The following is a 20061-nucleotide window of genomic DNA, read 5'->3' as shown; positions in this document are numbered from 1 at the left end:
CTTGTTGATTCGTGTTTTTGTCAGTTAACGTGCTGAACCTTAGCAGCCGGAACTTCAACAGGTCCCATGCCACGTGGAATTTCGACATTTTCACGGATTTTCGCATCGAGTCCGTCAGCGATATAATGTGCTGCGATGGCCGGATCGATTCGATCGCCACATGTAAATACATCAACCGATGCATAACCATGCTCTGGGAAACTGTGAATCGTTAAATGCGATTCAGAAATAATGACGACGCCGCTGACGCCGTGTGGAGCAAACTTATGGAATGCGACTTCGCGTACTTCCGCACCTGCTTGAAGTGCTGCATCAACAAAAAGTCGTTCTACAAATTCCATGTCGTTCAATTTTTCAGGATTACAATCCCAAAGTTCTGCAATAATGTGTCTTCCCATAGTATCCATTTGTGGATCCCCCCTACATTCAATGGTCTTCAAAGTAGTTGATCACTTACTTTGCGCCTGAGTCGTTCGCACCCACGGGGGAAAGTTAGTCCAGAGAGGTCCTAACCCTTTAAGCTGCGATTGCCAGACCGATTGAAGTTCACGATTTGAATTATAGCGAGTATCAAAAAGATACACAAGGATAAATTTCGAATTTTAATATATTTTCTCGAAGAAAACGCTCTACAGGTTGCTGTAGAGCGATTCTTACTTATTATTTTATTTTAACTCCAGTTGTTTTTGTTCGTTTCCGCTTGCCTCGATATGTGCACCAACCAGATGAACGAGATCGACGACACGACATGAGTATCCCCACTCATTGTCATACCAAGCGAGGACTTTGACCTGTCGTCCCCCCATGACCATCGTCGACAGACCATCGACGACTGTTGATTTCTCTTCTCCGTTGAAGTCGATCGAAACGAGTGGTTCCATCGTCAGACCGAGTATGCCGTCGAGTGCTCCGTCCGCTGCCTTGACGAATGCTTCATTGACTTCAGCGACTGTCGTATCGCGGCTGACTTCCACAACCAGATCGACCAGTGAGACGTTTGGTGTCGGAACACGGAGTGCCAGTCCGTTGAGTTTCCCTTCGAGATGCGGTAAGACGAGTGAAATCGCTTTGGCTGCTCCGGTCGAAGTCGGAATGATTGATGATCCGCAAGCCCGTGCCCGTCGTAAGTCCTTATGCGGATTATCGATATTATTTTGATCATTCGTAAAGGCATGAATCGTCGTCACAAGACCCGATTCAATCCCGAATGCCCGGTCGATGACTTGAACGACAGGTGCAAGACAGTTCGTCGTGCATGAGGCATTTGAGACGATTGCATCCGTCTCGTGATCATACATCTCGTCATTGACCCCCATGACGATCGTACGTAAATCTCCTTTGGCTGGTGCTGTGATGACGACTTTCTTTGCTCCGGCCGTCAAATGTTTTTCAGCACCCGTTTTTGAATTAAACTTCCCTGTTGCCTCAACGACGATATCGATGCCCAGTTGCCCCCACGGCAACTGTTCCGGATCGCGTTCGCTGACGATTTGAATTTGTCGTCCATTCACCATCAGTGCCCCGTCAATGATGTCGACTGGATAAGCAAATTTCCCGTGAACCGTGTCATATTTGATGAGATGTGCCAATGTTTCCACTGGATAACTTGCGTTAATGGCGACAACCTCACTTTTCCCCTCAGCGATTAGACGCCGGAATACCATTCGACCAATTCGACCAAAACCGTTAACTGCCACCTTGACTCCCATTTGCGGATCCCCCTTCAATGTGACGGATGATGCTCCGTTTACAGATAGAACTATATCATGAAATGTAAGCGATTTCATTACGTAATCTAAAAAAAATGAGAGAAGTTGGTAACTTTCTCCCACTTTGATTATGAAAACACTTTTCCCGGCAGAAAACCGATCTGAACGGTTTGCCTTTATGCGGAACGAATCGTTTTTAACCAGTCATCGATTTGCCGGTATAATGCTTCTCGTGTATCTTCATTAGTCAGAACATAGTCTGCCAGACGTTTTTTCTCCTCGATATCAAGTTGCGTATCCATTCTGGCTTGTGCCTCTTCAACAGTTAGATGGTTCCGCTCCATCAAACGTTGCTTTTGTAATTTAGCAGGGCAATAGACCACTACGACTTGATCGACAAGTTGTTTCCAGTCTCCTTCTAGCAGTAATGGAATATCAAAAACGATGATGGATTGTCCGGCCTGTTCGTGTTGAGACGCCATTTCTAACATCTGTTGCCGAATTTTCGGATGCATCAATTCATTCAGTATGATCCGCTTTTCATTATCGTGAAAAATGATATCCCCGAGTTTTGACCGGACGAGTTCACCTTCTGAAAAAGCTGTCGGAAAAGCGGCTTTGACATCGGCATACGCTAATCCGCCCGGTTCGATGACTTGACGGGCGACAAGATCGGCATCGATGACGACGAGACCCTGTTGTTGTAGATAAGCAGAGACCGTACTTTTTCCGGTTGCAATTCCTCCGGTCAGTCCGATTCTCATAAAGCCACCTGTTGACATGTCGGGCAGAAGTGCGTCCCTCGTCCGCCTACTTTGATTTTCTCGATTGCTGTCCCGCACCTCGGACAAGGTGAACCGGTTTGTCCGTACACAGCCAGCTGTAATTGGAATTCCCCTTTTCCGGTCGGAGACACATAACTCCGAATCGTGCTCCCGCCGCTTTCAACAGCTTTCCCTAACACGTCCACACCGGCGACATGAATCCGTGAGATGTCGTCTAACGTCAAAGCCCCTGATTTCGTTAACGGATGGACCCGGGCGGCAAACAACGTCTCATCGACATAAATGTTCCCCAGTCCTAAAAAAATCGATTGATCGAGTAGTGCGGTTTTAATCGGACTCCGCTTTTTCCGAATCAGGTTTTCAGCCAAAACTTCAGCCGTAAACGTCGGATCAAACGGTTCCCGTTCGAGTTGGGCCAATGGCGGGACCGACATCGCCGTCTCTTTCTCGCGCAACTCCATCGTGCCGAATTTCCGAACATCGTTGTAATGCAGTTCTGAACCGTCTGTAAAGCGGAAGATGACATGGGTATGCTTATCTTTCTCAATCGCCTGCGGATAAGGGAAGTACTTCCCTTCCATCCGCAAATGACTGACGAGATAAAACCGTTCAAACGTAAATAGTAAAAATTTCCCCCGACGTTCGACGCGTTCGATTCGCTCTTGCTTCAATGCGTCAACGAACGGTGTGACTTCCATTCCCCGAATCATCTTCGGATGAAATACTTTGACAGAAGAAATCGTTTTTCCGGAGACCGTCCTTTCCAAGCTTCGTCTGACGGTCTCGACTTCAGGTAATTCAGGCAACTTACTTCCTCCTCTGACCACTTCTTATTTAGTTTCGTACCATGAATGACCGGCATCCCCATCAACACGTAATGGTACAGACAAGTGGACCGTCTGTTCCATCGCTTGTTTGACTAGCGTCTTCAGTGCATCCAGTTCTTCATCCGGCGCTTCAAAAATCAATTCATCGTGCACTTGCAGTAACAGACGAGCCTGCAACGGAGATGCTTCCAGGGCGGCATGGACATCGAGCATGGCTTTTTTGATGATATCGGCTGCCGAACCTTGAATCGGCGTGTTAATCGCCGTCCGTTCCGCAAAACCGCGCAAATTAAAGTTTTTCGAATTGATGTCAGGAATATTCCGGCGGCGATTCATCAGCGTTTCGACAAAACCGTTCATCCGTGCTTTCTCAATCGCTGCATCCATGAACAACTTGATTTGCGGGAACAATTCGAAATAACGGTCGATGAAGTCTTGCGCCTCTTTACGTGAGATATTCAAGTTCTGCGACAACCCGTAATCACTGATGCCGTAAATGATTCCGAAGTTGACGGCTTTCGCCTGACGACGCATATTGCCTGTGACGTCATTCGGTGCGACACCAAAGACACTACTCGCTGTCTGCGTGTGAATATCGGCATCGTCCAAGAATGCTTGGACAAGTGTTTTGTCTTCCGACATATGTGCCATGACCCGCAATTCAATTTGGGAATAGTCGGCGGCGTACAGAGACCAGCCCGGTTCACTCGGCACAAACGCTTTTCGGATTTTTCGTCCTTCTTCGATCCGGACCGGAATATTTTGTAAGTTCGGGTTAACGGAGCTGAGACGTCCTGTCTGCGCAATCGTTTGAGCGAATCGGGTATGAATTTTTCCGTCTTCCTTGATGACCTTCTGTAACCCTTCGACATACGTCGATTGCAGTTTTTGCAATTCACGGTACAACATGATGTGGTCGATGACCGGATGCAACGGACGAAGTTTTTCTAGTACGTCAGCCGCCGTCGAATAACCGGTCTTCGTTTTCTTGAAGGCAGGCAGTTCAAGTTTTTCGAACAGGATGACACCGAGTTGTTTCGGTGAGTTGATGTTAAACTCTTCCCCGACTTCCCCGTAAATCAATTGTTCTAAATCATGTAGACGTCCTGCTAAATCGGTTTGCATCTCCTGGAGGGTTCCGACGTCAACACGAATGCCGGTCCATTCCATTTCAGCCAACACGCCGGATAATGGGCGTTCCAATGTCTCATACAACTCAAACTGTTGATTTACCTTCAGTTCTTCTTTGACTTTCGGGAACAACAGTTCAATCATGCGGGCTTTTTCCGCCAAGTAAGGATGTAACACCTCGTCTGCCGGAGCAAGACGTTTTGCACCTTTTCCTAAGACAGATTCTTCGTTTGGTGCCATCAGCATGTAATGTCCGGCAATCGACGCGAGGGTCGTTCCTCCGCTCAAGTTCAATAAATAACCGGCGAGCAACAAGTCATCGAATGCTGTTAATTTCAGCCCGTGCTTACGTAAAGCGAATGCGACCTGCTTCGCATCGAGACAAATTTTTTGATGTTCTGATTCAATCCAGTCCCGGAAGGCCGGATCATGGACGAGTTCCAAGGACGCAACATAAATTTGATTCGGTGTCGCGATACCGAACCCGATGATCTCTTCTTCCATGTAATCTTCACGCAGTTGTTCAACGACCAACACAGCATCTGTCACATCTGACGGGAGCGAAGTAATCGTTTGGACGTTTAACTGCTCTTTATCCGCTTCTTCGACGACGGGCGCAAACCGGTTCGTCAAGGATTTAAAGCCAAGTGATTGGAATAATGAATACGGTACTTGTGTATCGACATCGCTGATTTGCAAATCGTCGAGTGTTACATCAAGCGGAACATCCAGTTTGATTGTCGCTAGTTCTTTCGACAACCGTGCCAGTTCTTCGTTTGCGATGACTTTTTCTTTCTGTTTCCCTTTTAAGTCTTCGACATGCTCGTACAAACCTTCGACAGACCCATATGCAGAAATCAATTTGACGGCTGTTTTTTCACCGATTCCCGGAACTCCTGGAATATTATCGGATTTATCGCCCATCAAGCCTTTCAGGTCAATCATCTGAATCGGCTTTAATCCGCCGTAAGTTTCAGCAAACAATTCTTCTGTCATGCAGAGAACGTCTGTAATGCCGCGCTTCGTAATCAGCACTTCGACCTGATCCGTCACGAGCTGAAGTAAATCCTTATCTCCCGTCACGATTCGGATACGATCAGCTGGCATAGTTTGTGCCAATGTCCCAATCAAGTCATCCGCCTCATAGCGATGCAGTTCCATCATTTGAATTCCCAGGGCTTCACAGATGTCCCGGACAATCGGAAACTGTTCCCGGAGCTCGGAAGGCGTCTTTTCACGACTTCCTTTATATTCTTGATATACATCATGCCGGAACGTTTCGCTCGATGCATCAAATGCGACAAGCATGTGGGTCGGCTGTTCCTCTTCAAGTAATTTCAACAACATCATCGTGAATCCGTAAGCAGCATTCGTGTTGCGTCCTTGTGCATCTGTCATCGGTGGTAACGCAAAAAAAGCACGATACGTCAGCGAGTTACCATCGATCAATAAAAGTTTGTTTTCCATCATCTACGCCCCTTTGGAAGATTTTCTGTTCTTATTGTATCACTCTACACACATTTGTTCGCTAAAAAAGCAGACAAAAAAAGACGACCGGCTAAAAAGCCAGTCGCCATTGCGTGTCCCGACATGGGAGCTGAACCAGTCGGGGCACAGATGATGAAGAAGGTACTTTAAGCATACGATTGTTCTGTAAAGAGAATATGAATCCTCATCCCTTTTTAGGTAAACGTATCGTAAAGGTTGTCCCGACATTTTCTTCGGATTCGACTTCGATCGTTCCATGATGAAGATCAATGATATGCTTCACAATCGCCAGACCAAGACCTGTCCCGCCCGAGTTCCGGCTTCGTGCTTTATCCACCCGGTAAAACCGTTCAAAAATCCGTTGCATCTCTTTCGGATGAATCCCGATTCCATCATCCTTAATTCGAAGCATGACGGCTTCTTCCCCGTCTTCTAGACTAATCCAGACATTCCCGCCGTTCGGCGTATAGTTCAAGGCGTTTGCTACAAGATTGACGACGACTTGCTTTAAACGATTTAAATCTGCCCGGATAAACACTTCTTCTTCTGTCTCGAGATGAATCGTCATCTGCTTTTCCGTTGCTTTCCGTTGTAACAGCGTTGCAGTTTCACGAAGTAAGCTTGTGACGTCGACAATCGTCGTCTCGAGCTGATAGTTGTCCTGTTCGAGACGCGACAGTTCCAGCAAGTCCTCGACCAGGGTCTGCATCCGCTCGGATTCATCGTGGATGATGTTCAGGAACTGCTCCCTGATTTCCGGTACGTCCTGTGCTCCATCAAGCAGTGTTTCCGCAAATCCTTTGATTGACGTCAGCGGGGTCTTCAACTCATGACTGACATTGGCAACGAAGTCTTTCCGCATCTGTTCAAGCTTTTTGATTTCCGTAATATCGTTAAAGACGACCGTCGTCCCTTGGACCCGTCCGTTTTTTCCGAAAATCGGCGCTGCACTGACCATAAAGGTCCGACTGTTCAAACCAAACCGGACACTCGATTGTTTCCGGTTTGGTTTTTCCGTCAAGTAGACATCTTCGATCACTTGACTCATCTTTTCATTTGGTAAGACCCGGTAATATAACTGTCCGTTCGATTGACCGTAGATGTTGAACATTTCCCGGTAGGTTCGATTGACAAGCAAGACATAGCCTTTTTCATCAATTAGCATCAAGCCGGCTCCCATGTATTCAATCAGTGACTCGAGTCGCGCCCGCTGCATCGCTTCGCCGGAAGACGCATTCTCTAAATTCCGGGCTAACAGATTAATGGATTTCCCGAGATCTCTTGATTCATCCGGTGCCGTCAATTCATAAACCCGGGATTTGTAGTTCCCATGTGACAATTCGTGTAAGACTTCTGTTGCTTCCGCAATCGGACGCAGGAAACGCTTTGTCGAACTGTAAACAGCAAAGAAAATGATACAAAACGATGTCAACAGCGATAAAATGATGACGGTCCAAATCCGTGAATAAATCATATTTAAATCTTTTGTATAGCGGATGAAACTGATATAGACTTCCCCCCCGTCAGCAGTCAGGACGGGTTTCGTATATTGCAGACTCGTCTCATCGACTTTCGATTCGAAGGTCCCATCATTCGGAATGGCAGAAAAATTGATGGCCCGAACGTTCAACTTCGTGACATCGACCGGGGTTCCGGCAATGATTTCCCCGCGACCGTTAAATAAAATCATGTCGAAATTCGATTCAGCATACATCTTATCAACGTAAGCTGCCATATCCGGCACTGTCCGCTCCCGTAAAATGGATTCCACCAGTGAAGTCTCATCCACTAATTTTTCTTTTTCATTATTGATATAAAAATCTTTAAATGATTGTCCAAGCAAAAAGCCCAGTGCGATTAAGACCAGGCTGATGAAAGACAACATTTTCAGAATGAATCGTTTGCGGTATTTACTCATTCCGCTTTCGGCTCCTCCATCTTGTAACCTAATCCGCGAATCGTTTTAATATAGATCGGCTTTTTCGTATTCGGTTCAATTTTTTCCCGGACATGACTGATATGGACGTCGACGATTCGTGTATCCCCAACGAAGTCATAATTCCAGATGGCGGACAATAATTGGTCCCGTGTCAAGACACGTCCCTTGTTTTTTGCGAGATACACTAACAGCTCAAATTCCTTTGGTGTTAATTCAAGTCGCTCTTCCGCCTTGAACGCTTCGTAGTTGTCCGGTACGATTTTGACGTCTCCAATCAGAATCGTTCCATCCGTCACTTCCTCCGCGACAGTTTGCTGGTTCATCCGGCGCAGGATCGCTTTGACACGGGCGACGACTTCACGCGGACTGAACGGCTTCGTCAAATAATCATCTGCTCCGAGTTCCAGTCCGAGCACTTTATCGAACTCATCATCTTTTGCCGTCAGCATTAAGATCGGGGTATTGATTTTTTGTTGGCGTAGTCGCTTGCAGACTTCCAGTCCATCCAGTTCCGGTAACATGAGATCCAGGACAATTAACGCTGCATCCTGTTTCTCCGCTAACTTCAACCCTGTCATGCCATCATGGGCCGTTTCAACAATAAAACCGGCTTGCTCTAAATTAAATTTTAAAAGTGTGGCAATCGAGAGTTCATCATCAACAACGATTATTTTATCTTTCAAGACAGTTAGCCTCCTCAGCACATTTCATCTTTGAATGAGGAATTCCGTGGAATCCGCTTCTTCTGTCTTCATCTTAACGACTTTCGCTACTAAACCACAAATCTTTCTGGTCTTTCTTTACATAATCTTTAAGGTCGGACACTTTCTTCCAGTAGTTTCCCGTGTTGAAATGACGGAATTGGGGAAACAGTTACATATCGTGATCATGTGGAGGAATGAATATGGAATGGAATCACCCGCTGTTTGCAGCAATTACGGCCTGGTTTATCGCACAAGCCGCTAAACTCGTCACCGGTTTAATCAAAACAAAAAAATTTGACCTTGAAATCATGTTTGCTTCAGGCGGCATGCCGAGTTCACATAGTTCGACTGTCGTCGCACTGGCCGTCGTGATTGGTTTTCAAGAAGGCTTTAGTTCTTCCCTGTTTGCACTTGCCGCCATTTTCGCTGTCATCATCATGTATGATGCGACCGGCGTTCGCCAAGCCGTCGGGTTACAGGCCAAGCTGTTAAATGATTATTTCAAAGGAATCCGGCACAAGACACCTTTGCTCAATGAACTGGTCGGACACACCGAGTTCCAGGTCTTCGTAGGTCTTCTGCTTGGTCTTGCCGTAGGTTTCCTATGGCCCGTCTTGTTCTTCTGATCGTAACGCCCTCCCGGTACATCGGGTATAATTTTTTCACATAAAAGGCCGCTTCGAATATCGAAGCGGTCTTTTTGCTAATTGCGTTATGGTTTTAAAATGACTTTAATGCACCCGTCCTCATGATCGTTAAACGTTTGATAGGCATGGGCTGCCTGTTCCAAATCGATTTTGTGCGTAATGATATCGGTTGGATCAAACTCCTGATTGATGATTTTTTGGAACAATTCGGGCATCAGATGAACGACCGGAGCCTGTCCCATCTTGAGCGTGATGTTCCGCGTAAAGAAATCTCCGAGCGGGAACTGATTGTATTTTTTGGCATAGACACCCGTCAATTGGACGGTTCCAAATTTCCGAACAGCATCTTTCGCGATATTGATGGCACTCAACGTTCCGCCTTGCAAACCGACTTTTTGTTCCACTTTTTCAACAGCCGACATCTTACCGTCTAGTCCGACACAATCAATGACGACATCTGCGCCGCCCTGAGTCAGTTCCTTCAGATATTGACCGGTCTCTTTGTGATCCTGCAAATTGACTGTTTCGACGCGGTTCGTCATCTTGGCATGATTTAACCGGTATACCTGCTGATCCACGGCAATGACCCGTTTTGCTCCTTGCATCCAGGCAAATTTCTGTGTCATCAATCCGACCGGCCCCGATCCGAGAATGACGACCGTATCCCCTTTTTTGACTCCCGAATTGATGACGCTCCAGTATGCTGTCGGAATGACGTCTGATAAAAACAACAACGCTTCGTCTTCCAGTTCACATGATTCAGGAACAACGAGCGGCATGAAGTTTCCAAACGGGACTTTTAAGTACTCTGCCTGACCGCCCGGATGCCCGCCGAATTCTTCCGTAAATCCGAAATACCCGCCTGTATCAACATGAGGGTTTCCATTAGAGTTATCGCACTGACTCTCCATATCGTGTTCACAAAAGAAACAATGTCCACACGCGACGTTGAACGGCAGGACAACTCGGTCTCCCCGCTTGACCTTCGTCACATCCGGACCAACTTCTTCAACGATCCCCATCGGTTCATGTCCAATGACATAATCTTTTTTCGCCGGCATGTTTCCTTGATAGATATGCAAATCTGACCCACAGATGGCAGTAGACGTAATCTTGACGATGATATCATCGTTCTTCTCAATCGACGGATCCTGGACATCTTTCACTTCGACATTTTTTGTACCTTGATACGTAACGGCGCGCATGAAATTTCCCCCTTTAAAGTTTTAAAAACAGGTATACTGTAAAGGTTTACCCTAAAAAACAGGCATTCATGTTACATGTTTCTTACAAAAAGAGGATTTTTTAATCCAATACAAAAAGACACCCAATCTTTTGATTGGATGCCTTGTTTACTAAAATTGAAGTCAGAGCATTTCCAACACAGAACGGACCGTTGAAACGGATCGATCCAGCCCTTGCTTTTCTTCTGACGTCAAGTCCAACTCAAGTACCTGTTCTACGCCGTTCCCACCAAGAATGGTCGGAACACCGAGATACAAGTCCTCATACCCGTATTCTCCTTCGAGATAGGCAATCGCCGGCAAAATGCGCCGCTGATCTTTTAGAATCGCTTCCACCATCTCGACGATGGCCGCTGCCGGTGCGTAATAGGCCGAACCATTCCCGAGTAACTGAACGATTTCACCGCCGCCTTTGCGTGTCCGTTCGACGATGGCAGCTAATCGTTCCGGTGTCAGCAGTTTCTCCAGCGGAATTCCGCCCGCGTAGGAATAACGTAACAACGGTACCATATCGTCGCCATGCCCACCGAGCACGAATCCGGAGATATCCTTAACGGAGACATTCAGTTCCATTGCGACGAACGTCCGGAAACGTGCCGTATCGAGCACACCGGACTGACCGATGACGCGTTCTTTCGGAAAACCGGATGCTTGAAAGACGGTATACGTCATCGCATCGACAGGGTTCGTCAACACGATGATGATCGATTCCGGTGCATGGGTCACGATTTCTTTCGTGACGGCTTTCATGACGTTTGCATTCGTGCTGACAAGATCTTCACGACTCATCCCCGGTTTTCTGGCAATCCCCGCCGTAATGACGACGATGTCAGAACCTTGAATGTCTTGATAATCAGATGTCCCGTTGATCCAGGCGTCAAAACCTTGAATCGGTGCTGTTTCCTGCATATCAAGTGCTTTTCCTTTGGTTGCGTTTTCCTGTTGCGGCATATCGACGAGCACGATATCCCCTAACTCTTTTTGAGCGAGGTATAGTGCCGTCGTCGCTCCAGTGAATCCACTTCCGATGACCGAAATCTTTTTTCGTCGATTCATTGCCCCGTCCCCCTATTCAAGATTACATATTCTTGATGAGTTCATCTGCGAATTCAGAACATTTTACTTCTGTCGCACCATCCATGAGACGTGCGAAGTCATATGTGACAACTTTATTTTCAATTGATTTTTCCATTGATTGAATGATCAAGTCTGCAACTTCATTCCATCCAAGGTGACGGAACATCATTTCTCCTGAAAGAATGACAGAAGATGGATTTACCTTATCAAGTCCCGCATATTTCGGTGCTGTACCGTGAGTCGCCTCGAAGATTGCGTGACCTGTCATGTAGTTGATGTTAGCACCAGGTGCAATTCCGATTCCGCCGACTTGTGCTGCAAGCGCATCAGAAATGTAATCACCGTTCAAGTTCATCGTTGCAACGACATCGAATTCTTTTGGACGCGTCAAGATTTGTTGTAAGAAGATATCAGCAATCGAGTCTTTGACGATCAACTTGCCGGCTGCTTCTGCTTCAGATTGTGCTTTGTTTGCTGCATCAGCGCCTTCTTCATCCTTGATGCGGTCATACTGGTTCCATGTGAAGACGTGTTCTGCATATTCACGTTCTGCGAGTTCATACCCCCAGTTTTTGAATGCGCCTTCTGTGAACTTCATGATGTTCCCTTTGTGAACGAGCGTCAATGAAGCACGTTTGTTTTCGAGTGCATATTCAATCGCTGCACGGACAAGACGTTCTGTTCCTTCTTTAGAAATCGGCTTGATTCCGAGACCCGACGTTTCAGGGAAACGGATTTTGTTGACACCCATCTCTGTTTGCAGGAAGTTAAGTAATTTTTGTGCTTCTTCGCTGCCTGATGCATATTCGATCCCAGCGTAGATATCTTCTGTGTTTTCACGGAAGATGACCATATCTGTATCTTCTGGGCGTTTAACCGGCGAAGGAACACCTGTGAAGTAACGGACCGGGCGAAGACATGTATATAAATCAAGTTCTTGACGAAGCGCCACGTTTAACGAACGGATTCCGCCGCCGACTGGTGTCGTGAGTGGTCCTTTGATTGCGATGATGTGTTCGCGGATCAGGTCAAGTGTTTCTTCTGGAAGCCAGTTGCCTGTTTTGTTGAAGGCTTTTTCTCCAGCGTAGACTTCTTTCCATTCGATCTTCTTTTCACCGTTGTATGCTTTTTCGACAGCAGCGTCAAAGACACGAACTGCAGCATTCCAGATATCAGGTCCAGTGCCATCACCGATGATGAAAGGAATGATTGGTGCATTTGGTACGTTAAGTGTCCCGTTTGTTACTGTGATGTTTTCGCCTTGAATTGTAGCCATTTGTAAAATCCCCCTTGAATATGATTGATGTCATCAAAAAGCAGGAGAGGATTTCTCCTCTCCGTCTTTTTTAACGTTCGTTCATGGACACGTATGTCCGGTGTGTTTCACCAATATAATCGGCGCGTGGACGAATGAGGCGGTTGTCGCTATACTGCTCTAAAATGTGCGCTAACCAACCTGACATACGACTGACGGCAAAGATTGGTGTAAACAATTCCGTATCAAGTCCAAGTGCATGGTACGTTGAAGCCGAATAGAAATCGACATTCGGTTTCAATCCTTTTTCCGATTGGACGATTTGATCAATCTTCACTGACATCTCGTACCATTTCGGTTCTCCGATTTGAGCTGTCAATTGACGGCTCATCTCCTGGAGATGCTTCGCGCGCGGGTCGCCGTCCTTGTAGACACGGTGACCAAAGCCCATGATTTTTTCCTTGTTCTTAAACTTATTATGAACATACTCGTCAACCTTTTCAACTGAATCAATTTCAACCAACATTTTCATGACGGCTTCGTTCGCTCCACCGTGAAGCGGACCTTTCAAAGCACCCATGGCAGCTGTGACGCCTGAATAGACATCCGACAGGGTTGCAACACAGACACGCGCTGTAAATGTTGAAGCGTTCAGCTCGTGATCGGCATGCAAGACGAGTGCTTGGTTAAAGGCTTTTTCTGCTACTTCTGTCGGCTCTTCGCCTGTCAGCATGTAGAGGAAGTTCGCTGCATAAGAAAGACCTGCTTTCGGTGCAATCGGCTCTTGGTCTTTTTTGATTCGTGCATACGCTGTAACGAGTGTCGCAATCTGCGCCTGGAGTTTGATGGCTTTAGCGTAATTCGCCTCTGTCGACATATCTTCAGCCGATTCATCATATAATGCGAGTTGTGATAAAGCAGTACGAATGGCTGACATTGCGTTGGCGGTTTTCGGCGCCACTTTTAATGTCTCAAGAACTGCTGGTGCGACCGTTGCTTCAGCAATCAAAGCTTCTGACAGTTGCTTCAGTTCGTCTTCTTTTGGTAAGCGGTCATTCCAAAGTAAAAAGACCACTTCTTCAAATGAGGCGTGCTCCGCCAAATCATCAATTGTATACCCACCATACGTCAACTGACCATCAATGATCGAACTGATCTTCGATGCTGTCGCGACGATTCCTTCTAAACCTTTTGTTTGTGTCATACAAAAATCCCCCTTTTTTTCCCCCAGAAATTTAAAACGCTTTCATTTCCGTATTGAAAAAAAGACGTCTACGCAAGAGTCGTTCCCCACTCTGAACCGTTTGCTCTTGAATAGACCATCTTGTTTCTGTTCTTAGTATAAACAAAATTAACCAAAAAGTGAACGAACTTGCATACTATTATCAAAAAATTAATTCAGTTCACTATTGTTACATAATTTAACCACTGATTGTTTTAACGATGATATCCCACATTCCGATGACAAGAGCTGCAATTCCTGCTCCGATCAAAGGACCGACCGGTACACCGCGGAACAGTCCGACTGCAAGAATCGTTCCGGCAAGCAGTGCTGTCGTGACGAGTGGATCTTCCTTCATCAGACCAACGCCGTGGGCTGCAATGATGGCTACAAAAATCCCTGCTAAAAATGAAATGATCCCGATATGTCCCCGGATACTGTTAAGCAATTCTCTAAATCCGATGTCTCCCGTTGCAATCGGTACTAAAATCGCCGCCGTGATCAACGTGACTCCCCATGTGATGCCTTTCGCCTGTAACGACGGGAACAGACGACCGTCGAGCCCGACCGCTTTGATGATGAGTAAAAAAGCGGCCGCAATGATCAACGATTTATTTTGAGCGATGACACCAATCAACACGAGACCAATCAAAAAAAGATAGGCTTCCATGTTCAAACCCCCGATTTGAAAAAACGGACATGGCTTTCGCCACATCCGTTTCATTGATTATGCGTTGTACAATTTACCTGTTAAAGGATCGATTGAAATACGTTGACCATCTGTGAAGATTGTCATGGCATTTTCAACACCGACGATAACCGGTTTACCGAGTGAAGGACCAACGATTCCAGCATGGCTTGTCAATCCGCCGTCTACTGTGACCATTGCTGCAGCCATCTCGATTGCAGGCATCATGTCGCGATCTGTTGAGTTCGTGATAAGAATCATACCCGGTTTTGCTTTTGCGTTTGCTTCTTCAGCCGTATGAGCGATAACGACTTCGCCAACGACACCACGTTCACCGATTCCGCGACCGTTTGTGATCTCTTTACCGACGATGTGGATTTTCAACATGTTTGTCGTACCTGCTGTAAGAGCCGGGATACCTGCAGAGATGACGACGAGGTCACCGTCTGTAACGAATCCTGCTTCTTTTGCTGTATCAGCAGCAAGTGTCAACATATCATCCGTGTTGTCTGACAAATGGTCGACAACGATCGGGTAAACACCCCAGACGATATTGAGTTGACGTGCAACACGCGCGCTTGGTGTGACGGCAACGATGTTTGGCTCTGGACGGTATTTTGAAATCCGGGCAGCTGTGTAACCAGACTGAGTCGGTGTCAAGATTGCTTTCGCGTCCAGGTTGATCGCTGTATGCGTAACGGCTTGAGCGATTGCGTCCGTCACCGTATGCTCACTGCGTGTTTGACGATCTTTCAAGAGCATTTTGTAGTCGAGCATTTTTTCTGTCCGCTTCGCAATCGTATGCATCATTTGAACAGATTCAATCGGGTAATCCCCGGCTGCTGTTTCACCTGAAAGCATGATCGCATCTGTTCCATCAAGAATCGCGTTCGCGACGTCTGATGCTTCGGCACGTGTCGGACGTGGGAAACGTTGCATCGAATCAAGCATTTGTGTTGCTGTGATGACCGGTTTACCGTAGTCATTACAAATTTTGATGAGATCTTTTTGTGTTGGCGTGACTTCTTCCGTCGGAATCTCGATTCCGAGATCACCACGTGCAACCATCAAACCGTCTGAAATCGCGATGATTTCTTCGATGTTGTCGACACCTTCTTGGTTTTCGATTTTCGGGAAGATTTTGATATGACTTGCATTGTGTTTTTCGAGCAATTGACGAATGGCAACGACATCAGATGCACGACGAACGAATGAAGCGGCGATCAAATCGATGTCGCTTTTGATTCCGAACTCGATGTCTGCGATGTCTTTGTCTGTCAAAGCAGGTAAATTAACTTTTACATTTGGTAAGTTAACACCTTTTTTCGTTTTGATGATTCCTTCATTTTCGATGTCACAAAGGAGTTCACGGTTTTCGAGTTTTTCTGCAACACGAAGTCCGATTAATCCGTCATCTAACATGACCATTGAACCGACTTCGACATCATCATATAAACCATCGTACGTGACAGAGAACTTGTCTGCCGTTCCGACGACTTCATTCGCGTCACCGCTGACGACGATGACTTGTTTACCGCGTACGAGAAGAGCTTTGCCTTCTTCAAATGTATGCGTACGGATTTCAGGACCTTTTGTATCTAAAAGAATCGTGACTAGTTTGTTTGCTTCTTCTGCTGCACGGCGGATGTCCGTGATACGGGCACCATGTTCTTCATAGTCACCGTGTGAGAAGTTTAAACGAGCGACGTTCATACCCGCTTCAATCATTTCTGGAAGACGTTTTTCTGACGCCGGTCCAATCGTACATACAATTTTAGTTCTGCGCATATTCCATAAACCTCCTACAATGTTTGGCTGTTCAATCACAATGCCAATAAAACCTATTCTACTCCGACTGATATCGGTCGATCTTAGATTGATAGTTGTTTTGACAACTCTAAGATTCCAAGATCCAGTTCGTGTTTATTTTCGTCCAATGCCTCATCGATATCAAGATCAATCATCTTGCCACCGCGTACCCCAACGACACGTCCTTGCTTACCTTCAAGCAAGATGTCGATTGCATAAGCACCCATTCGGCTTGCCAATACACGGTCAGCAGCTGTCGGCGCACCACCGCGTTGAACATGACCTAATACGGTGACACGTGTATCAAGTCCGGTTTCTTTGGCGATCTCGTCTCCCACATCCTGCGCGCGTCCGGCACCTTCTGCCACGATGACGATCGAGTGTTTTTTACCACGATTGACACCGCTTTGAATCCGGTTTAAGACTTCTTTTAAATCTTCTGGTCGCTCAGGGACCAGGATCGATTCCGCTCCGCCGGCTAATCCAGCGTAAAGAGCGATATCCCCTGCGTCGCGTCCCATGACTTCGATGACATACGTCCGCTCATGCGAAGACGCTGTATCACGAATCTTATCGATTGCTTCCAGTGCCGTGTTGAGTGCTGTATCGAAACCAATCGTGTAATCCGTACCTGGAATATCGTTATCGATCGTTCCCGGGAGACCGATTGTCGGGAAACCAAGTCCCGTCAATTTTTGGGCACCACGATAAGACCCGTCACCACCAACGACAACGAGTGCATCAATTTCGAATTTCTTCAGATTGACGACAGCTTTCGCACGTCCTTCTTCTGTCCGGAACTCCGGGCAACGTGCAGAACGAAGGAATGTTCCGCCTCGTTGAATGATATCACCTACTGAACCAAGGTTCAATTGGACGAGATCTCCGTTAATCAGACCTTGGTATCCGTTATAGACGCCAAATACTTCCAGTCCATGAAAAATCGCCTTACGTGTTACAGCACGCACTGCAGCATTCATGCCGGGTGCGTCGCCTCCACTTGTTAAAACAGCAATCCGTTTCAAACTCACGTTAATCACCTCTCCATTAATCTTAGTCTAAAATAGCACGTAGTTTTGTTGTTTTACAACAGGGCAGACTGCATAAACTTTCTACAGCAGTTTGTTCATCCCATCACGAAATAAGGAATGCCAATCATGATAGCGATTACATGCAGGTTATGTGCCAATTTGGTGATATTTTTCTGTGCGCTTCTCGATTAACTGTTCTGGTGTCAAACGGGTCAGTTGGGCAAGTTTTTGTTCTAGAACAGATTTTACTTTATCAGCCTGTAATGAAACATCCAAATGCGCTCCACCGATGACTTCCGGGATGATTCCATCCGCGATTCCGAGCCGAAGTAAATCTGGCGCCGTAATTTGCATCGATTCTGCCGCTTTTTCAGCAAGGCTCGCATCTTTCCAAAGAAGAGCAGCTGCACCTTCAGGTGAAATGACGGAATACGTGGAGTTCTCCAACATCAACAACTGATCACAGACACCGATTCCGAGTGCTCCACCTGATCCGCCTTCACCGATGACGATCGAAATAATCGGAACAGGCATTCCCGCCATTTCAAAGAGATTCTTCGCAATCGCTTCGCTTTGTCCCCGTTCTTCAGCCGCCCGGCCGGGATACGCGCCTTTCGTATCAATGAACGTGATGATCGGACGATTAAACTTCACCGCTTGTTGCATCAATCGTAAAGCTTTTCGATAGCCTTCAGGATGCGGCATACCAAAATTCCGGCGGATATTTTCCTTCGTATCTTTTCCTCGCTGATGACCAATGATTGTCACGGCTTGACCATTCAGCATCGCAATTCCTCCGACAATCGCTGCATCATCGTAACCGTGCCGGTCACCATGTAATTCAATGAAATCGTCACAGATCAATCGAACATAATCAAGTGTCGTCGGACGCTCCGGATGCCGTGCCAGTTGCACACGGTTCCACGCTTTCATATTCCCGTAAATATCGAGTTCTAACCGACGCAGCCGCTCTTCCAATAAATTCAGTTCTTCTTTGAAATCAAGGCCTTGCGTCTCTGCCATATCGTGCAGTTCTAATATTTTTTCGCGCAATGCGATTACTGGTTGATCAAATGGTTGCATGATTGGTTCCCTCCGAGTGCATCATCAGAATTCGTGTGTAGTAGGTTTTCAAGTCGTGTCGCGATACGACATCGTCGAGTTGTCCCGCCTGCAATAAGAACTCTGACGTTTGGAAGTCTTCCGGTAATTTTTCACGAATCGTCTGTTCAATGATCCGGCGACCGGCAAAGCCGATCAAGGCACCGGGTTCTGCAATATTAAAATCACCTAACATGGCAAAACTGGCTGACACGCCACCTGTCGTCGGGTGTGTCATACATGAAACGTACAATAATCCGGCATCCGAATGTTGTTTCAGGAATAAGCTCGATTTCGCCATCTGCATCAGGCTGACCATTCCTTCTTGCATCCGTGCTCCACCGGAAGCCGAAAAGATCGTTACAGGCAACCGTTCTTTGGTTGCATAACGGATGGCTTCTGCAATCGCAGCTCCGACTGCCGCTCCCATTGAGCCCATCCGAAAACGTGCATCCATGACACAGGCTACAAGCGGATATCCATTCACTTGACCAACTCCGCAGACAATCGCTTCTTTAAGTCCTGTCCGTACTTGATCTCCTTTCAGCTTTTCCGGATAATCCTGAAAATCGAGTGGATCGGCCTTCACTGCCGGTAAATCGAAATACGTAATCGTTCCCGCATCAAACACTTGTTCAAATCGTTCGGTAGCAGTTAATGGATGATGGTAGCCACAGACACAGACTTTTAAATTGGCTTCGAGTTGTTTCGTATATTGAATCAGTTTGCACTTCGGACATTTCGTCATTAAACCAACCGGTACATCGACCCGTTGTTCTTTTGATGTCAAAGTGACAAATTTTTTAGGTTTTCGAAAAAATGCTTGCACGTTAGTTCCCCCTTGTGGTTCCTACGAGCGTTTTAGAAAAGCTTCCCGTTCCGCTCGCGTATAGAGCTCCCCTTGACCAAAACTTTGATAGAAGGCATTCACTTGCCGCCAAATCCGCTCAAACAAATCGTTATCGATTGTAGCGATCAGCGTTTCCCGAAAAGCCGCATCGGAATCGACGTGCACTTCTAGAATGGACGCGTCTGCGAGTTGAACAAATGCTGCCTGTTCAAGCAAACGAAGTGTTCCTGCCAGATCTTCAAACTTTGAATCGCCGGTCACTAAAAATTGTGCGATGATTTGAATATAGGTATGGTCATCACGGTTTAAAAGAAAACTACCTCCGCCATGCCTCGTCTCGATGATTCCGAGATAAGCTAACGTCCGAAGTGCTTCCCGGACGGACGGACGGCTAATCGACAGTCGTTCTGCCAATTCACGTTCTGATGGAATTCGATCTCCCGGCACAAAACCATCCTGTTCGATCATCGTTTTGATTGCTGAAATATTCATTTCAAAAGCATTCCGCTTTTTCTCCATTTGTACAGCACCACCTTCCTGACGCATGCGTCATT

18 protein-coding genes are annotated in these 20061 nt (G+C 46.6%); 1 reads left to right on the top strand and 17 read right to left on the bottom strand.

The genetic code is table 11. The features are described from left to right. Positions 1 to 20: 20 nt before the first annotated feature. The 7 genes from speD to DVG79_RS02045 form a co-directional block, all read right to left on the bottom strand. A complete protein-coding gene (speD, locus tag DVG79_RS02075; protein ID WP_114595264.1) occupies positions 21 to 407 on the bottom strand; it encodes an adenosylmethionine decarboxylase in 387 nt (128 codons plus the stop codon). 258 nt (positions 408 to 665) lie between these two features. After that, entirely contained in the window at positions 666 to 1709 is a 1044-nt protein-coding gene (locus tag DVG79_RS02070) for a glyceraldehyde-3-phosphate dehydrogenase (RefSeq protein WP_114595263.1), read from the bottom strand. Between the two features lie 176 nt (positions 1710 to 1885). After that, positions 1886 to 2473 (bottom strand): dephospho-CoA kinase, encoded by a 588-nt coding sequence (coaE, locus tag DVG79_RS02065; protein WP_114595262.1) that lies wholly within the window; start codon positions 2471 to 2473, stop codon positions 1886 to 1888. Then, positions 2470 to 3300: a DNA-formamidopyrimidine glycosylase gene (mutM, locus tag DVG79_RS02060; RefSeq protein ID WP_114595261.1), complete on the bottom strand. Its 831-nt coding sequence runs from the start codon at positions 3298 to 3300 to the stop codon at positions 2470 to 2472. The genes coaE and mutM overlap by 4 nt, the downstream gene beginning before the upstream one ends. A 24-nt stretch (positions 3301 to 3324) precedes the next feature. Then, positions 3325 to 5922 carry a DNA polymerase I gene (gene polA / locus DVG79_RS02055; RefSeq protein ID WP_114595260.1) on the bottom strand — a complete coding sequence of 866 codons (2598 nt, stop codon included), beginning with the start codon at positions 5920 to 5922 and terminating at the stop codon, positions 3325 to 3327. 202 nt (positions 5923 to 6124) lie between these two features. Continuing rightward, positions 6125 to 7858, bottom strand: a complete 1734-nt coding sequence (gene pnpS / locus DVG79_RS02050) for a two-component system histidine kinase PnpS (RefSeq protein WP_114595259.1) — start codon at positions 7856 to 7858, stop codon at positions 6125 to 6127. After that, positions 7855 to 8562, bottom strand: a complete 708-nt coding sequence (locus tag DVG79_RS02045; protein ID WP_026827747.1) for a response regulator transcription factor — start codon at positions 8560 to 8562, stop codon at positions 7855 to 7857. Before DVG79_RS02045 ends, pnpS begins: the two co-directional genes overlap by 4 nt. Before the next feature lie 215 nt (positions 8563 to 8777). Between DVG79_RS02045 and DVG79_RS02040 the strand changes: the two genes are divergently transcribed. Then, positions 8778 to 9209, top strand: a complete 432-nt coding sequence (locus DVG79_RS02040; RefSeq protein ID WP_369835016.1) for a divergent PAP2 family protein — start codon at positions 8778 to 8780, stop codon at positions 9207 to 9209. 86 nt (positions 9210 to 9295) lie between these two features. On the opposite strand, the gene DVG79_RS02035 is transcribed toward DVG79_RS02040, so the two are convergent. The 10 genes from DVG79_RS02035 to DVG79_RS01990 form a co-directional block, all read right to left on the bottom strand. Next, the gene (locus DVG79_RS02035) at positions 9296 to 10435 is read right to left on the bottom strand and encodes a zinc-dependent alcohol dehydrogenase (RefSeq protein ID WP_012371075.1); all 1140 of its coding nucleotides are present in this window, start codon (positions 10433 to 10435) and stop codon (positions 9296 to 9298) included. Positions 10436 to 10597: 162 nt separating this feature from the next. Next, positions 10598 to 11530 carry a malate dehydrogenase gene (gene mdh, locus DVG79_RS02030; RefSeq protein WP_114595258.1) on the bottom strand — a complete coding sequence of 311 codons (933 nt, stop codon included), beginning with the start codon at positions 11528 to 11530 and terminating at the stop codon, positions 10598 to 10600. 22 nt (positions 11531 to 11552) lie between these two features. After that, positions 11553 to 12827, bottom strand: a complete 1275-nt coding sequence (icd, locus tag DVG79_RS02025) for an NADP-dependent isocitrate dehydrogenase (protein ID WP_026827743.1) — start codon at positions 12825 to 12827, stop codon at positions 11553 to 11555. A 70-nt stretch (positions 12828 to 12897) separates the two neighbouring features. After that, positions 12898 to 14010, bottom strand: coding sequence for a citrate synthase (citZ, locus tag DVG79_RS02020; RefSeq protein ID WP_114595257.1), 1113 nt, complete (start codon positions 14008 to 14010; stop codon positions 12898 to 12900). 217 nt (positions 14011 to 14227) lie between these two features. Further along, positions 14228 to 14704: a DUF441 domain-containing protein gene (locus tag DVG79_RS02015; RefSeq protein WP_199505851.1), complete on the bottom strand. Its 477-nt coding sequence runs from the start codon at positions 14702 to 14704 to the stop codon at positions 14228 to 14230. Positions 14705 to 14755: 51 nt separating this feature from the next. Next, a complete protein-coding gene (gene pyk / locus DVG79_RS02010; protein ID WP_114595255.1) occupies positions 14756 to 16504 on the bottom strand; it encodes a pyruvate kinase in 1749 nt (582 codons plus the stop codon). Positions 16505 to 16587: 83 nt separating this feature from the next. After that, positions 16588 to 17550, bottom strand: a complete 963-nt coding sequence (gene pfkA / locus DVG79_RS02005; RefSeq protein WP_256442161.1) for a 6-phosphofructokinase — start codon at positions 17548 to 17550, stop codon at positions 16588 to 16590. 153 nt (positions 17551 to 17703) lie between these two features. After that, a complete protein-coding gene (locus DVG79_RS02000; protein WP_114595253.1) occupies positions 17704 to 18639 on the bottom strand; it encodes an acetyl-CoA carboxylase carboxyltransferase subunit alpha in 936 nt (311 codons plus the stop codon). Beyond that, positions 18626 to 19486 carry an acetyl-CoA carboxylase, carboxyltransferase subunit beta gene (accD, locus tag DVG79_RS01995; protein ID WP_114595252.1) on the bottom strand — a complete coding sequence of 287 codons (861 nt, stop codon included), beginning with the start codon at positions 19484 to 19486 and terminating at the stop codon, positions 18626 to 18628. The genes DVG79_RS02000 and accD overlap by 14 nt, the downstream gene beginning before the upstream one ends. Positions 19487 to 19507: 21 nt before the next feature. After that, the gene (locus DVG79_RS01990) at positions 19508 to 20053 is read right to left on the bottom strand and encodes a FadR/GntR family transcriptional regulator (RefSeq protein WP_233494506.1); all 546 of its coding nucleotides are present in this window, start codon (positions 20051 to 20053) and stop codon (positions 19508 to 19510) included. Between the last annotated feature and the right edge of the window lie 8 nt (positions 20054 to 20061).

It is taken from the genome of Exiguobacterium sp. RIT594, assembly GCF_003339585.1.
Classification (GTDB): domain Bacteria; phylum Bacillota; class Bacilli; order Exiguobacteriales; family Exiguobacteriaceae; genus Exiguobacterium_A.
This window is presented reverse-complemented; position numbering and strand designations above follow the sequence as displayed.

What these genes read in the sequence shown, in the direction of transcription:
- DVG79_RS01990 (WP_233494506.1), bottom strand. Translation starts at nt 20,053, where the DNA reads ATGCGTCAGGAAGGTGGTGCTGTACAAATGGAGAAAAAGCGGAATGCT.
- speD (WP_114595264.1), bottom strand. Translation starts at nt 407, where the DNA reads ATGGATACTATGGGAAGACACATTATTGCAGAACTTTGGGATTGTAAT.
- pyk (WP_114595255.1), bottom strand. Translation starts at nt 16,504, where the DNA reads ATGCGCAGAACTAAAATTGTATGTACGATTGGACCGGCGTCAGAAAAA.
- DVG79_RS02035 (WP_012371075.1), bottom strand. Translation starts at nt 10,435, where the DNA reads ATGCGCGCCGTTACGTATCAAGGTACAAAAAATGTCGAAGTGAAAGAT.
- citZ (WP_114595257.1), bottom strand. Translation starts at nt 14,010, where the DNA reads ATGACACAAACAAAAGGTTTAGAAGGAATCGTCGCGACAGCATCGAAG.
- DVG79_RS02070 (WP_114595263.1), bottom strand. Translation starts at nt 1,709, where the DNA reads ATGGGAGTCAAGGTGGCAGTTAACGGTTTTGGTCGAATTGGTCGAATG.
- coaE (WP_114595262.1), bottom strand. Translation starts at nt 2,473, where the DNA reads ATGAGAATCGGACTGACCGGAGGAATTGCAACCGGAAAAAGTACGGTC.
- pnpS (WP_114595259.1), bottom strand. Translation starts at nt 7,858, where the DNA reads ATGAGTAAATACCGCAAACGATTCATTCTGAAAATGTTGTCTTTCATC.
- mdh (WP_114595258.1), bottom strand. Translation starts at nt 11,530, where the DNA reads ATGAATCGACGAAAAAAGATTTCGGTCATCGGAAGTGGATTCACTGGA.
- icd (WP_026827743.1), bottom strand. Translation starts at nt 12,827, where the DNA reads ATGGCTACAATTCAAGGCGAAAACATCACAGTAACAAACGGGACACTT.
- polA (WP_114595260.1), bottom strand. Translation starts at nt 5,922, where the DNA reads ATGATGGAAAACAAACTTTTATTGATCGATGGTAACTCGCTGACGTAT.
- DVG79_RS02040 (WP_369835016.1), top strand. Translation starts at nt 8,778, where the DNA reads ATGAATATGGAATGGAATCACCCGCTGTTTGCAGCAATTACGGCCTGG.
- DVG79_RS02000 (WP_114595253.1), bottom strand. Translation starts at nt 18,639, where the DNA reads ATGCAACCATTTGATCAACCAGTAATCGCATTGCGCGAAAAAATATTA.